This window comes from Acidianus sp. HS-5, assembly GCF_021655615.1.
In the GTDB taxonomy this organism is placed as follows: domain Archaea; phylum Thermoproteota; class Thermoprotei_A; order Sulfolobales; family Sulfolobaceae; genus Acidianus.
This window is the reverse complement of record NZ_AP025245.1, coordinates 908,701-923,499: the sequence shown is the minus strand read 5'-3', so window position 1 is coordinate 923,499 and position 14,799 is coordinate 908,701. Positions and strand designations below refer to the sequence as shown.

Here is a 14,799-nt window from a genome sequence, read left to right as displayed (position 1 = left end):
GTAAGAGGGGTAATTAAAAATGATAAAACTAAAATATTTTGCATTTATTAAAGATATAACTGGAAAAGATGAAGAGTCAATCGATCTTAATTGTGATACAATAGATTGTATAATAAAATTCTTATCAGAAAAATATGGTAAAAAAATGGAGGAAATTTTAAAGAATGGAATAAATGGCGTTAAAGTTACGATTTTAGTTAACGGAAAAATTTCTAGTACTTTTAGCGACGGTGATGAGATAGCAATATTTCCCCCACCTGCGGGAGGAGAACTAATTAAAGGTAAATTTGACTTGCTTGAGGAAATTAAAAAATTCAGAGAAAGTGCTCCTCTTGAGGCCGGTTCTTTAGTAGTATACTTAGGTTTTGTTAAAGGCTTAGTTGATGGTCATAAGGTTTACGAACTAAGATATGAGACATATGAAGATTATACTGTAAGAAGATTAAAGGAAATTGAAGATGAACTTATGAAAAAATATCACGATTTAGTAAAAATTAACATAATTCATGCGATATCGCACATGAAGCCTGGAGACGATGTCATGTTAATAATGTGTATGGGAAGAGGAAGAAAGGATTCGATAAAAGCAGCAGAAGAAGCAGTAGAGCTTGTAAAGAATACTACTGGTATTTGGAAATTAGAGATAAGAGATGATGGAGAGTTCTGGGTTGTAGCGGGAAATACTAGGGTGAAGAGAGTAAATGATTAAGGATGTTGCTTTGACAATTGCTGGAATTGATACAGGGAACGGTGCAGGAGCAGAAACTGACATAAAAGTATTTGAAATGTTAGGAATTCACGGAGTTATGGCAGTTACTGCAATAACTGCACAAAATACTAAAGGAATTTCAGATATAGATGTTGTTAATGCTGACTTCCTAAAGAAGCAAATTGAAGTTCTTAAAGAAGATTTTAATATCAAATCTGTAAAAATAGGAATGATTTATAATAAAGAGCAATTTAAAGTAGTAAATGAAGAGCTTTATGGGCATAAAATAGTTACAGATACAGTTATTTATGCAAAAGATGGAACTCAGTTAATTAATGATATTGATGATTATAAGAGGCTTATTTTGAAAATATCGACAATTATTACACCTAATGCAGTAGAAGCTTCAATGCTTTCTGGAATTAAAATAGAGACAATAAAGGACTCAGAAGAAGCAGCAAAAAAACTTTATGAGAATTACGGAGTTCCTTACGTCATTATAAAAGGAGGACATATGAAAGGGGACTACAGTATTGATGTTTTATTCGATGGTAGAGAATTCTATGAAATAGGATATCCTAGATTAAGTAAGAAAAATACTCACGGTACTGGAAGCGTTTTTTCTTCAGCAATTTCAGGAAAAATTGCAAAAGGGTATAGTATAGTTGATGCATTTAGAGAAGCTAGAGAAATTTTACAGAACGCAATTAACTATGGCTTGGAAGTAGGACACGGAATAGGTCCTATAGATCCTTTAGTATATAGTGAGAAAAAAATGCAAAAATATCAAGTTATTGAAGATATGATAAAAATTGGTAATTTCATAGAAAATCAAGAAAAATTCTGGAAATTGATACCAGAAGTTCAATCTAATATTGCTCACAGTATTTCACCTCAGTATGTAGAAAGTCTAGATGACATAGCAACGTTTAGAGGAAGAATAATTAAACGTTGGGATAAAAAGATTATGGTTGGTTATCCTCCAGTTTTCGGTAATCCAACTCATACAGCGAGGCTTTTACTAGCCATAATACTTAACTACAAGGTAGGGAATTCACTTATAAATATTAGATATGATGAGAGAATATTGAAAATATTGAAATCTTTAGGATATGAAATTATTGAAATAAATAGGGAGTTAGAGCCTCAGTACGGAGAAGGTAAAACAATGCAGTGGATAATAGAGTATATAAAGGAGACATATGGAATAAAGACCAAATTACCTAGCGTTATCTTTGATAAGGGAATGAAAGGAAAAGAAGCCATGATAAGATTTTGGACCTCTTCCGTAGAGGAAATGATAGAATCTTTAAATGCAATATGTAGAAGTCTTTAACATGGATCTAGAAAGAATGATTAATGCATCAAAAAACCTTGTAAGAACTGGCTGGATGCAAAAAGGAATTCCTCCTGCTATTGGTGAGACAGTAGCAGCTCATAGCTTCGAAGCTGCAATAATAGCGTATTACTTAGCTAGAAAACTTAGTGATAAAGGTATAAGCATAAATCCAGATCACGCTGCAGTAATAGCTTTATTTCACGATGCAGGAGAAAGCGTTCTAGGAGATTTACCTAAGTGGACGACGGAAAGGATAAACAAAAGAGATGCGGAAAAAGATGCGTTTGATGAGTTTGGCTTTGGTAAAGATCTTTTTATTGAGTTTAAAGAGCAAAAAACTATAGAATCAAAAATTGCTAAAATATCAGATAGATTATCAACTTATTTGCAAAGCGAAAGGTACATGAAACAAGGTTATGAAGTCAAGGAAATAGCAGAAAGTTATTTACCAGAGATAGAAAACATTATTTCAACTTATCCTATTTCGTTAATAAAGGACTCTATAGAGAATGTTATAAGAAGTAAAGCATTTAAAGAATGACTATTTAACATACTTATGAAAGTAACTCCAGGCTCTAAAGCACCAGATTTAGTAAATGCCTTTATAGAAATACCTATGGGTTCAAATATAAAATACGAGTATGACGAAGAAGAGGAAGTATTAAAGGTAGATAGAATATTATACACATCAATGGTCTATCCATTTAATTACGGATTTATTCCGGGGACATTAAGCGAAGATGGAGATCCTATAGACATCTTGGTTATAAGTGATTATCCATTTAATCCTGGTACTGTGGTAGAAGCGAGGCCAGTAGGCTTAATTTATATGACAGATGAGGAAGGAGTCGATAAGAAGATAATTGCAGTGCCAAAAGATAAGGTAGACCCTACTTTCTCTAATATAAAAGATGTTACTGACATTCCCGATGCGGTAAAGAACAAGTTAGTTCACTTCTTTGAACATTATAAAGAATTAGAACCAGGTAAATGGGTTAAGATATCCGGTTGGGGTACTGTACAAGAGGCAAAGGAGGAAATTAAGAAAGCTATCGAGAGGAATCATAAGTAATGCAGTTATCGATTTTTTTAGGTTTAATTTTAGTTTTTTCAAGTATATTATCTTCTTCTTGGTTAATTCTCCAAGTTTATTATGTTAGGAGTATAAAGATAGAAATTAAAGATGTAGACGATATAAAATTAACGCATGATACTAATAATAAGATATCAATTATAATAGCTATAAAGAATGAAAGTGTAGATACTATTAAGGAATTAATAGAAAACTTGAAAAATATAAAATATGAGAATTATGAAGCCATTATAGTATCCGATGATACTCCAGAGAGATTTAAGGAAATAATATCAAATATTAGCTATATTATGAGAAATATAAAAATTATTAGAAGAAGTGAAAATAAAGGTAGAAAAGCAGGTGCTTTAAATTACGGAGTAAAACTAGCTCAGGGTGAGTATTTAGTTTTCTTAGATGCGGAAGCAAGGATTACTGATGATTTCCTTACTAAGGTTTCCCAATATTTAAGCAGATTCGATGCTATAGCTATGAGATTAAGAGTTAGGAACAAAGAAAACTATGTTGAAAAATCTTATTATCAGATGACAGAATATTCGATGAGCTCGTTATTTCTTGCTAGAGATAAAAAATATTTTATAATATTTCCAAATGGCTCTGCATTTGCAATAAAGAGAAATGAGTTAGAAAAGGTAGGAGGTTGGAAGGAAGGATCAGTTACTGAAGATTTAGAAATGGGGATTAGGCTTGCATTATTTGGGATAAAAGTAAAGTTTGTAAACGATATAATAGTTTATACTCTTTCCCCATTTAATCTAACAGATCTTTATTTCCAAATAAAACGGTGGGCTTATGGTTCTGGAGAATTATTTTCAGAAGGATTATTACTACTTAAAAAGGGGATACGCGGAATTGAAGGCTTTTTATATGTAATACAATGGGGCGTTTATTCCTCATTTATATTTTCCTTAATTTTAATCACTTCTTTACAGCTCTTAGTCTATATTCCAATTTATTTTTATTTAATTTCACTATTAATTTATTCAATTTCCGTGGCTTTTTACTCTATAAGTTTTAAGATTAGATCTTATAATTTACATAAGATTTCTTCAGTAGTAATATGGTCTTCGTTAATAGGATTTCTTCAAGGACTTTTCCATATTACGACTAATTGGAGAGTAACTCCAAAAGTGAAAAAGAGTGAAGAAAATTTACCGCTTTGTGTGAGAATTCTAGGAACCATTTTATTTATTATATCTTTTTTAGAGTTATCAAAAGGATTAATATTTGAGTCTATAATACTTTTTGTTCTTTTCTTGAGCATAGTTATTGTGCAGGTAACTTAACTGATGATAATCTACTAACTTCTGCTAATGCTTCTTCAGGCCTTATGCTATATTTGATAATATACTTCTTTACAAGCTTGTAGCTTTCTGGGTCTTGTACTATATCCCTAGCTGAAGCGAGCATTTTTAAGTAAAGGGCTCTTCTCTCTAATTCTTCTTTTAACTCTTGTATAGTTCTACCAGATTCTTCTAATCTAGTTCTCATTACCTTGGCGTTTTCTATATCCATGATATGAGTATCAGATTTTGAATCCCAATTTACTACTCTTCTAAAATCATTCCAGCTAACTATTTCATCGACGCCTACTGTTCTCCTCTTAAGTATTATCTTATCTCCTACATATACGGGCAATCTCCTTACGTTAATTACTATATTCATCATTGGTATCCACTCTTGCGGAATATTTAACGGTTCATTCATTAACCTCTTTATAGCAGAATCTGTATCATAAGCGTGGAACGTCGTTGCACCTCCGTGTCCTGTAGATAAAGCCTGGAATAATACATAAGCTTCGGCTCCTCTAATTTCGCCTACTACTATAATGTCTGGTCTATACCTTAGTGACAACTTCAATAAGTCCATTAGTGAAATTTCTTTTCCGCTTTCTCCATAAGACGCTCTAGCATATAATTGTACCCAATTATCTTGAGCTAATCTAATTTCTGGAATATCTTCAATTGATACAATTTTCATTGAATCTTTAGCTAAATTTAATATAGAAGTTAGCATCGTAGTCTTTCCAGCTCCAGTAACTCCTATTACCATGAAAGACATTCTCATATCTATTGCGTACCATAAATATGCGGCAACATCTGGAGAAATTACTCCAGAATTTATTAGATCAAGAATTGTGATAGGCTTCTCACTGAATCTTCTTATTACAAATGAAGAACCTCTAGCACTAACTTCAGATCTAAACGTTGCGGCAATTCTATCCCCTTTGGGTAAAATACCATCTGAGATTGGATCTGCTATTGATATAGTCTTTCCTGACAATGAGATTAATCTTAATACCATTTCATCTAGTAACTCTTTTCCACTAATTTCCATGTCCAATACTTTCATTTTATCTTGGAAGGTTATATTGGTTGGAATGTATTCAAATTCTCTATGATAAACGAAAATCGGAAAATCTAACCCGCTACAAGAAATATCTTCTATCCTGAAGTCGCCCAAAAGTGGAGTTAAAACATTATAACCGAACATATTTCTAAGCAAGTAATATAAAGCAACCTTTGCTCTAGTATTAAGTAATTTTAAACCCGCTCTTTCTCCTTGTATTATCTTCAAATCTGGCCTTTTTGATGCTGCAGCTAACAGTATTCCGCCAAGGTCTACAGTAGAAGATTCTTCTATCAATTTTCTCTCTATTTCTGAAATTAAAAATGTATAAATATCAAACGCAGGATAATCCATTGGAGGTTCTAAAAGTATGTATTTGTATATTCCCTTTTCTTGATCGTATGTTATGAACACATGAGGATTAGCAATACTAAGTTCAATACTTGCATCGTTTATCGTCTTTTTTATATCACTAGGTATAAGGTTAAGTAAATTTATTTCATAATCTGATATGATTTCCGTTAACTCTTCCGGTTGGGCAGAAATAGGCATTAGAGGTGAAGGTAGATTTGCTTGTTGCACTGTAGTAATTTTATTTTGGCCATTCTTCAAAGTTAATTTGGGAAAAGTGAACTTCATTAAAAAAACATATTGTATTTTCCATATTTAAACTTTTATATAGTGGTAGATGAAGGGCTATAGAATGCTAAGTGTACATGTAGCAATATTAATAGCATTGCTGCAGTTATTATAACTAATATCGCAGAGTGTACTAATCCAGTAGCAATTTTTCCAGTACCAAGTTTTCCTACTAATAAGCCTGCCATAAAGGAGTTAAATAAGCTTGAAATTGCAGTTATGTATATTGCTCTAGGTAGTAGTACTGAAGCTTCAATTAATGGCCCTACGGCATAAGTAATTTTTTGACCCACTAAAAGGCTTAGAATTGCTGAGCCTAAAAGTACTGAAGCTATAAGGGATAATATAACTCCCATATACGGAGTAACTAACAGAATCTTTACTTTGCTTTCATAATCTCTCTTAATCTTTATTTGAGATTCTATTTGTCTTGCTATACTTTCTACAGTATCTGGAGTCATACTTCCGATTTCCATCATATCTGCTAGTGAAACTAATGATATCTTGGAAGTGAAATCCATTATTCTATCTGCACCTTTTCTAAAAGCATCCTTTAGTGGATAACCTAAAGTAATGTAAGCGTAAATTTCATTCAAAATTTTCCCAAATTTCCCCATTTCCTTAGAATCTTTAATGTTCTTAATGATAGTCTCAGGGGGTAAGCCCGCTCTTAAGCCCTCGGCTACCGCTCTCATGAAGCTAACGACGTAAGGATCGTAACCGGTCCCCGCTTTTAGATCTTTCGTTAAAATAACGGCAGGAGGTATAGAGGCTATTAATAATCCTATTGTAATATCTATTACAGTTGGAGTAATATTGGCTGTCTCACCAGATAATGTAAAGAAGTAAAATAATTGTTTTTCTAAGATTAATAAAACGAACATTACGGCAAGTCCTATGCCAAGAAATATTAAGAACAGGTTATAATTTAGTTTCTTTTCTGGAAATCTTAATTGTGTTTGTTCAACTCCGTATATAAATACTATGTTAACTAAAGGAAGTAGAATAACTGCAACCGCTCCTAATACTGGGATCATAGATGTTCCACCTACTGGGAAAATAGCCTCTAAAACCATCATTAAGAAGAACATTATGTAGCCAGAAGACAGCCAGATAACATAAGATTCTGCAAGTCCAGATAATCTATCTGCTGCTAATGCAGCTCTTAGTTGAAGCTGATCTAAAATATCCTTTGCTTTTGCTTCAATTGTATTAATTACTGGAGCCCCTGTTCTTACAGCAGTTATATATGCTAAAAAGAAATCTTTCAAAAGCTTTGACGGAGATATTTGGGATGCGTGATACATGGCATCTTCCACGCTTTCTCCTAGATATCTAATTCTTTTACTTACATACAGAGTTACGCCATTTATATAGTGGAAAGCTGTTGAAGATGAAAGCTTATCAAACATCAATCTTGGAGTTAAACCTGACCTTAAAAATATTGAAAAAACTGATGTAAAAGCGGAAAGCTCCGCATCTACTCCTATTCTTCTTGATTCTATTTTTTGTGAAATAGTAGCTACGTTAGCCAGATATGTAACTGGAGGAATTATGATACCGAAAATTATCATCATAAATGATAGTGCTAGATATTTCGTCAAATGGAATGGTAGATAAAATTTAACAAGAATAAATAATCCGAATCCCATTAAAATTACGGTTAGTATAGAAGATAAAAGTAAATAGAAGAAGATTTTTGCCGCAAATAATTGTGGGTCTTCGCTACTTCCTGAAATTAATAATTTTTGCTCATAGGATTTTGCCATGGACTTAACTATTCTTAATTTTATAAGTGATGCATAGATTGGCAACTGATATTGCTTAGAAAGTTTAATTTCGTTCTTATTGCCCCTTTTAAGCTTAAGCGCCATATTAATAAATTGAAATGTGAGAATTTAAATTTTCATATTTCCTATTTTGTATGGATTTCTACAATATCTTTATCCTCTAAAACATGGTCTTCTCCCACTTTTTGTCCGGGAAATTTAGCTGATTTACCCCAAATTCTTGCATACTTGAAATTCTCATACAAAGATGAATGAAGTTTTTTAGCAACATCCAAAACTGTGGAACCTTTTTTTAAAATGAGGGGATCTTTACTAGGCTCTTCTCCAAGCTCTTTAGTGTAAACTCTGATTATATCTAAAGTATCGAACAAATATTTTGGTATATTTTCAATTTTTGTCAATACTGGTATGTTAGGATACTCAAAAGGATTCAAGGAAACTATTACTGCCGGCTTATAACTAACAGTCTCGAATATTGACTTTTCTACATCATCAAGGCTAACTTCTCCCAATATTTTAATGATTGCAGACTTTAGACCAAAATCCTGTAAATATTTTCTAATTTCATTCTCGTTTGTGTTAACTAATTTTCCTAAAAGTATTATTCTTATACCTTCCTTCCCGCTTCTTAATCTTTCAATTATTACTCTACCCTTAGGCTTTCCTAGAATTATGTTATTACTTTCAAGAAATTCTTTGAACTTAAGGAATTCATTTTTATCCTCAACTACAAATAACAAACCATCAGTATTTCTTATCAATCCTATTATCTTACTTACAATAAGTTTTGAATCAAGAATAACTGGAGGAGGATTAACTAATTGTATACCTACGTCTTCATAATAAGTCATTGCAGGTATAGGAAAATCCTTAGGATCTTGTTTTACGTTAGTTATTTTTCTAACTAACGGATTCTTCAGCTCTTCCCTTCCTAACACAATAATTTGACCGGCCCCTTCTTTTTCTACAAAGAAAGAAAAGCTACCCGATTTCTTTTTTCTCTGTCTTTCAGATTCTTCTCTAAGTTCTGCTAATCTTCTCCTAGCCCAGTAAACTAAGTTTTCTGTGCCTTTATGTTTTGGGACATAACTTAGAAAATCTTGTATTGCTCTAATTTTTTCCTCAGGAGTTTTAGCGTCCATTACTCTTAACCATTTAGCCTTGGCCTCAGCAGGAAGATTAGTAACCATAAAGTTCACCTTTACTAATATGGTAATTGGGAGCTATCTTAAGTAAAGTTTTCCACGTCCTCCTTATTATAGGTGGAGGATTATTTTTATCTTTTTCATACATTTCAGTGATCCATTGTCTAGTCTTGGGATCAGAAGGGTATCCACTACCGAAATCTCCGTAAATCTTTTTTAAGGAATCTATTATCCTATCTCTTATTACTTTAGCTATTATGCTAGCAGCGCTCGCTTCAATGAAGTTTACATCTGCCTCATATACCACATTATCTTTTAAACCTAACTCCCTAATTTTCTCTATCACAATTTCTTCATTACCTACTTTATCTATTGTAACTACTCTTGGTTGAAAAGGTAACGAGGCGTAAATTATCTGAATTATTTTCATGTAAGTAAGATCATTAAGATTATTGGAATCTATTTCCTCAGGGTATGCCTTATTTACAATGTAAGCCTCAGCAAAATCTGAAATAAAATCAAACAGTTTCTCTCTCTTTTCTCTACTTAACATTTTACTATCCTTAACGCCTATTTCTTTCAAAATTCCTTCTATTTTCTCATCTACTATAACTCCAGCTATAATCATAGGGCCTATTATACAGCCCCTTCCTGCCTCGTCTATTCCTAACTTTAAATTCTTACTGAAATGACAAGTTTAGCCTCCCTTTTACCATTTTTTATAGTTTCATTTTCATAGCTTTCTACAATTTCTGCACTTACTATTGATGTTACAGTAGAAATTAATCTCTTAGCTGCAGTCTTATTTATGAAATAATAATCAATGCCCTCTCTACTTATTTTCACGTCGGATATAGAGTGCACAGTCTCGTTTGTAAAAAATGATTCAAACAATGCTCTTTTTTCTTCAGAAAACTCCTTTTTTCCTCTCAGTTGAATTATTGCCTCATAATATCCAGATTTCCTCTTTAAGCAATCATCACAAATGGAATAGTTCAACCTTAGTTCAACTTTCTTCTTTAATCTGAATGCCTTACTTCCTACTTTTCCTTCAATTACTATTTCAGTAAAGCTTCTTCCATTTCTCTCCTTCCATTTTTTAATTACATCAATCCTATAATCCTTGACATTTTTATCAAGTTTTATTTCTTTAGCTAAATACCTTAAGATTAAATCTCTTACAGCATCATATTCAGTTTCAGCTAATCTAATCCATTTTCCGTCTATCCATTCTGCATTACATATTTTGCATAGTCTGCCTAAAATTACTGGAGGAAATTCTACTAACTTCTTGGTTTTAATATAACATGAAGGACACATGTTATCTATAAGTTCTACATCTTCCTTACCGCAAACTATGCAGAATTTTTTCGACATTTTTGGTCACAAGTTATAAACTTGTGCAAACTTTACTCCTTTAACCTCAAGGATAGCGTTCTTGTGAACGTATCCTCTCCTTATTGCTTCCTCAACTAAAAAATTTCCTACAATACTAACTACTGTTGCCTCATTAAATAAGGAAAATGCGTATTCCATATCAACCTCATCTCCTCCGTAAAATTCCTCATTTACATTAAGTATAACTTTATCATTCCTAAATTCCTTTCCTAGCAGTTCTTTCTCACAAACATTAACAAATACATGTTCGTTTTGCCTAATTACGTTTAAGATTACTTTCATATTCTCACAATGGTTTTACTGGATTCTTGGCACCACAAGCTAAGCATTGTATATACCATATTTTACCTTCTTTAATTAGAACAGTATCTAGGCTTTTACATGTACTGCACTGGACGTAAGTTCTTAAGAATCTCTCCATTAATGTATTTATTACCGATGAAGAGAATTTACCTTGTATGTAAAGTTGCCCAGAGTCGTTTATTGACCCTGCAGCTGCTAATTCCTTAAGCAGGTACTTCATGCAAAGTTTGTCCTCCCTACGTATTCTATCACAATATTCACTAAAATTCCTTATAATTGTAGCATTTCCTACATTAAAAATTATAAGGGAAGGCAACGTCTGTGTTTCGCTTACTTGTGACTTCTTAGGTAATTTTGAGTAAACTCTATCTAAAAGATACTCATAATCTTCCATTTTCCCACAAAGACTATAAAAGCAATAGAGGTTTATATATGTGTTGAGATGAAGGTATACTTTGAAACTTATGGTTGTGCGCTAAATAGAGGAGATACATACATAATGATGACTTTACTAAGGCAGAGAAATCACGAAATTGTTATGAATCCTAAAGAAGCAGACGTTATAGTACTAAACACTTGTGACGTTAGACTTGAAACCGGAGAAAGAATGAAATCCAGAATAAAAGAACTGAGGAAATTTGGCAAAAAACTAGTGGTTGCAGGATGTTTCTCTGGTGCAGAGCCAGGTATAGTAAAAACGTTGGCTCCGGACGCATCAATAATAGGTCCTCAAGCCCTAACAAAGATAGTTAATGCTGTTGAAGGAGAAAAAGTATTTTCAATAAATGCCGAAAGAAGCGAAATAGCTCCTAGGATCTTTGAAGGTAAAATTTCCATAATACCTATTGCTGACGGTTGCGCAGGAGATTGCAGTTTTTGTATTACAAAACTAGCTAGAAGGACACTAAGAAGTTATTCAATGAGAAATATTGTAGAAGCAGTAAAAGAAGCAGTGAAGAACGGTGCCGTTGAAATAGAATTAACTGGTCAAGATGCAGCTGCTTATGGATTAGATATTAGTGGAGGAATAAAGCTTTCTGATCTACTCAATGAAGTAGTAAATGTAGAAGGCGATTTTATGGTAAGAATTGGTATGATGACTCCGGAGCAGTTTGCAAGGGATATTGATGGAATTCTTGATGTAATGGAAAATCCCAAAATGTTTAAATTCCTGCATTTGCCCGTCCAAAGCGGAGACAACAATGTCCTAAAGATTATGAATAGGAAGTATACAGTAGATGAATACAAGGATCTTGTAAGAGAAGCTAGAAATAAGATACCTAACGTTAATATAACCACTGATATTATTGTGGGTCACCCTGGAGAAGATGAGAATGCTTTTCAAAATACACTTCAGCTTATGAAAGAAATTAAATTTGAAAGGGTTCATTTAGCAATGTATTCCATAAGACCTAATACTAGAAGTGCGTTAATGAGACAGATTCCAGATGCAGTAAAGAAAGAGAGAATGAAGATAGCTTATAAATTATATGAAGATCTTTCTCTCTCAATTCATAGGGAGTATTTAAATAAGAGAATGAAAGTAATAGCGACTGAAGAAGGTAAGAAAGATTCAATAATAGGAAGAACGCTTAATTATATTCCGGTAGTTTTAGAAGGAGTAGAAATTGGGAAATGGTATGACGTAGAAATAATTGATTATTCATTCTTTGATCTAAAAGGAGTTGTTGTTTAAAAAATTTAAATTGTTTTATACTGATATAATGCTATGACAGAAGTTTACATAGCTTCGGCAGTTAGAACTCCAGTAGGAAAATTTGGAGGAGTATTCAAGGATATAAGCCCAGTAGATTTAGGAGCTACAGCAATAAAAGAAGCGTTAAAGAGAGCTAACGTTGATCCTAAAAGGGTTGACATAGCAATTATGGGTAATATATTAAGGGCCGCATTCGGTCAAGACTTAGCAAGGCAAGCAGCAGTTAAAGCCGGAATTCCGTACGAGGTCGACGGATATTCTGTGGATATGGTTTGCTCCTCTGGAATGATGAGCATAACTAACGCTGTTGAACTAATAAAGACTGGAGATGCAGATATCGTAGTAGCTGGAGGAATGGAAAGCATGAGCCAAGCAGCACTCGCAGTGAGGTCTAACGTTAGGTGGGGCGTCAAAATGCTTATGGGTAAGCAATTAGATTTCGTGGATACTATGCTCATGGACGGATTAACTGATCCGTTTAACATGAAACTAATGGGAGAAGAAGCAGATATGGTAGCTAAGGCTCATAATTTTACTAGGCAAGAACTAGACGAAGTAGCTTATCAAAGCCATAAGAGGGCAGCAGAAGCAACGGAAAAGGGTTTAGTTGCTAGCGAAATAGTCCCAGTAGAGGTTAACGGAAATTTAGTATCTAAAGATGAGGGAATAAGGGCAGATACTTCTATAGAAAAATTATCTAAACTAAGACCTGCCTTTAGCAAAGACGGTTTTCATACTGCTGGTAATTCTTCGCAATTATCTGATGGTGCTTCCGCTCTTGTCTTAATGAGCGAAAAAGCAGTAAAAGAGTTTGGAGTAGATCCTTTAGCTAAAGTTCTAGGATTCTCTTGGGCAGGAATAGAGAGCTGGAAATTCACTGAAGCACCTATCTTTGCAGTAAAGAAACTTTTACAGAAATTGAATACAGATATTTCAAAGTTTGATTATTTTGAGAATAATGAAGCATTTGCCGTTAATAGCGTTTTAGCTAATAGATATCTAGGTATTCCTTACGATAAACTTAACGTTTTTGGCGGAGCTATAGCTTTAGGTCATCCAATAGGTGCAAGCGGTGCAAGAATAGTAACTACCTTAATAAACGTTTTATCTAAAATGAAAGGAGAAAGAGGAATTGCAAGTATTTGTCACGGTACTGGAGGTTCTACTGCAATGGCTATTGAACTTTTAAGACCTCTATAATTTTTTAAGAGCGAGAGAAAATAGTATAGAGGTGGTCAAATAGTTGCCTAAAAAAGATCCGGAAGTACCGGTTAGGGAAGTAATGAAGCCTGCAGAGGGCGAAGTAATCTGCGTGGTTAAGAAAATGTTAGGAGCTGAACATATAATTGTTCTTTGCGTTGATGGTAAGCAAAGAACTGCCAGAATACCTGGTAGAATGAGGAAGAAAACTTGGATAAAAGAAGGGGATGTTGTATTAGTCGCCCCTTGGGATTTTCAGCCTGATAAAGCAGATATCATGCATAAATACATGCACGATGAAATAAAGAAGTTACTCGACGAAGGTGTAATTGACAAAGAAGTATTAGATCAATTAAGAGGATAAAATTGTTTGAAAAGAAAAAAGTTGAAAAAAGGAGAAAAGATGAGGATCTTTTTAAAGTAGTTGATTCTACCCTAAGTCCTAAAACTTACTTATTATTAGAGGAAATTGCAAGCAGGTTAAATATTGATTATTATTTAGGTGCTATTTCTTCAGGAAAAGAAGCTAAAGTTTATCCTGCGAAGACTGCCGATGGTAAGTATTATGCAGTAAAAATATATTATATTTCAACTTCAGCCTCAAAAAGGGCAATCCAAAAGTATACTTTTGGTGATAAAAGATTTGAAGATATAAAAGCTACAAATACAAGAAAACTTATAATTACGTGGGCAAGAAAAGAATTCAAAAATTTAAGTATCATGTATGAGGCTGGGGTAAACGTTCCCAAACCAATTTGGGTCGAAGAAAACATACTAGTTATGGATTTTATTGGTGAAAATGGATTTAGAGCACCGCTTTTGAAGGAACTTTCAGAGGAAGAAATAAGCAAAGACTTATACGATGAGGTAATCTCTCAGCTTGAAATAATGGTTAATAAAGCAAAGCTCATTCACGGAGATTTAAGCGAATATAATATAATGGTTTGGGATAAAGTTTATATTATAGACGTAAGTCAAGCAATTTCGATAGAAAGTGAAAGCTCAATTGATTTATTGATTAGAGACATAGAAAACGTGAATAGGTTTTTCTCATCTAAGGGTATTGAAGTTTACTCTACTGAAGATATTTTAAAGAGATTAAATATAACTAAATGAA

16 protein-coding genes are annotated in these 14,799 nt (G+C 33.2%); 9 read left to right on the top strand and 7 right to left on the bottom strand.

Annotated features, from left to right (window positions below):
• Positions 1-19 precede the first annotated feature (19 nt).
• Genes HS5_RS04940 through HS5_RS04920 form a run of 5 tightly spaced genes read left to right on the top strand, consistent with a single transcriptional unit; the run spans position 20 to position 4,427 of the window.
• A complete protein-coding gene (locus HS5_RS04940; protein WP_236753053.1) occupies positions 20-709 on the top strand; it encodes a MoaD family protein in 690 nt (229 codons plus the stop codon).
• The gene (gene thiD / locus HS5_RS04935) at positions 702-2,045 is read left to right on the top strand and encodes a bifunctional hydroxymethylpyrimidine kinase/phosphomethylpyrimidine kinase (RefSeq protein WP_236753052.1); all 1,344 of its coding nucleotides are present in this window, start codon (positions 702-704) and stop codon (positions 2,043-2,045) included. The genes HS5_RS04940 and thiD overlap by 8 nt, the downstream gene beginning before the upstream one ends.
• 1 nt (position 2,046) lies before the next feature.
• Positions 2,047-2,589 (top strand): HD family hydrolase, encoded by a 543-nt coding sequence (locus tag HS5_RS04930; RefSeq protein ID WP_236753051.1) that lies wholly within the window; start codon positions 2,047-2,049, stop codon positions 2,587-2,589.
• A 15-nt stretch (positions 2,590-2,604) separates the two neighbouring features.
• Positions 2,605-3,120, top strand: a complete 516-nt coding sequence (ppa, locus tag HS5_RS04925) for an inorganic diphosphatase (protein ID WP_236753050.1) — start codon at positions 2,605-2,607, stop codon at positions 3,118-3,120.
• Positions 3,120-4,427 (top strand): glycosyltransferase family 2 protein, encoded by a 1,308-nt coding sequence (locus tag HS5_RS04920; RefSeq protein ID WP_236753049.1) that lies wholly within the window; start codon positions 3,120-3,122, stop codon positions 4,425-4,427. Before ppa ends, HS5_RS04920 begins: the two co-directional genes overlap by 1 nt.
• Here HS5_RS04920 and HS5_RS04915 read toward each other — a convergent pair.
• The 7 genes from HS5_RS04915 to HS5_RS04885 are packed head-to-tail and all read right to left on the bottom strand — an operon-like array spanning position 4,408 to position 11,159.
• Complete coding sequence (locus HS5_RS04915; RefSeq protein WP_236753048.1) at positions 4,408-6,129, bottom strand: type II/IV secretion system ATPase subunit; 1,722 nt, start codon at positions 6,127-6,129, stop codon at positions 4,408-4,410. The genes HS5_RS04920 and HS5_RS04915 overlap by 20 nt on opposite strands.
• A 35-nt stretch (positions 6,130-6,164) precedes the next feature.
• Positions 6,165-8,003 (bottom strand): type II secretion system F family protein, encoded by a 1,839-nt coding sequence (locus tag HS5_RS04910; RefSeq protein ID WP_236753047.1) that lies wholly within the window; start codon positions 8,001-8,003, stop codon positions 6,165-6,167.
• Between the two features lie 41 nt (positions 8,004-8,044).
• On the bottom strand, positions 8,045-9,109 hold the full coding sequence (locus HS5_RS04905; protein ID WP_236753046.1) for a TGS domain-containing protein: 1,065 nt from the start codon (positions 9,107-9,109) through the stop codon (positions 8,045-8,047).
• Positions 9,099-9,728 (bottom strand): ribonuclease HII, encoded by a 630-nt coding sequence (gene rnhB, locus HS5_RS04900; RefSeq protein ID WP_256445584.1) that lies wholly within the window; start codon positions 9,726-9,728, stop codon positions 9,099-9,101. The genes HS5_RS04905 and rnhB overlap by 11 nt, the downstream gene beginning before the upstream one ends.
• An 8-nt stretch (positions 9,729-9,736) precedes the next feature.
• The gene (locus HS5_RS04895; RefSeq protein WP_236753044.1) at positions 9,737-10,441 is read right to left on the bottom strand and encodes a 60S ribosomal export protein NMD3; all 705 of its coding nucleotides are present in this window, start codon (positions 10,439-10,441) and stop codon (positions 9,737-9,739) included.
• A 6-nt stretch (positions 10,442-10,447) separates the two neighbouring features.
• Entirely contained in the window at positions 10,448-10,744 is a 297-nt protein-coding gene (locus HS5_RS04890) for a DUF424 family protein (RefSeq protein ID WP_236753043.1), read from the bottom strand.
• 4 nt (positions 10,745-10,748) lie between these two features.
• Entirely contained in the window at positions 10,749-11,159 is a 411-nt protein-coding gene (locus tag HS5_RS04885) for a translation initiation factor IF-2 subunit beta (protein ID WP_236753042.1), read from the bottom strand.
• Between the two features lie 48 nt (positions 11,160-11,207).
• Between HS5_RS04885 and HS5_RS04880 the strand changes: the two genes are divergently transcribed.
• The 4 genes from HS5_RS04880 to HS5_RS04865 are packed head-to-tail and all read left to right on the top strand — an operon-like array spanning position 11,208 to position 14,798.
• Complete coding sequence (locus tag HS5_RS04880; protein ID WP_236753041.1) at positions 11,208-12,461, top strand: tRNA (N(6)-L-threonylcarbamoyladenosine(37)-C(2))-methylthiotransferase; 1,254 nt, start codon at positions 11,208-11,210, stop codon at positions 12,459-12,461.
• A 33-nt stretch (positions 12,462-12,494) separates the two neighbouring features.
• A complete protein-coding gene (locus HS5_RS04875) occupies positions 12,495-13,682 on the top strand; it encodes a thiolase family protein (protein ID WP_236753040.1) in 1,188 nt (395 codons plus the stop codon).
• Positions 13,683-13,725: 43 nt separating this feature from the next.
• Entirely contained in the window at positions 13,726-14,046 is a 321-nt protein-coding gene (locus HS5_RS04870) for a translation initiation factor aIF-1A (RefSeq protein ID WP_236753039.1), read from the top strand.
• Positions 14,043-14,798, top strand: coding sequence for a serine protein kinase RIO (locus HS5_RS04865; protein WP_236753468.1), 756 nt, complete (start codon positions 14,043-14,045; stop codon positions 14,796-14,798). The genes HS5_RS04870 and HS5_RS04865 overlap by 4 nt, the downstream gene beginning before the upstream one ends.
• The last annotated feature ends 1 nt before the right edge of the window (position 14,799 follow it).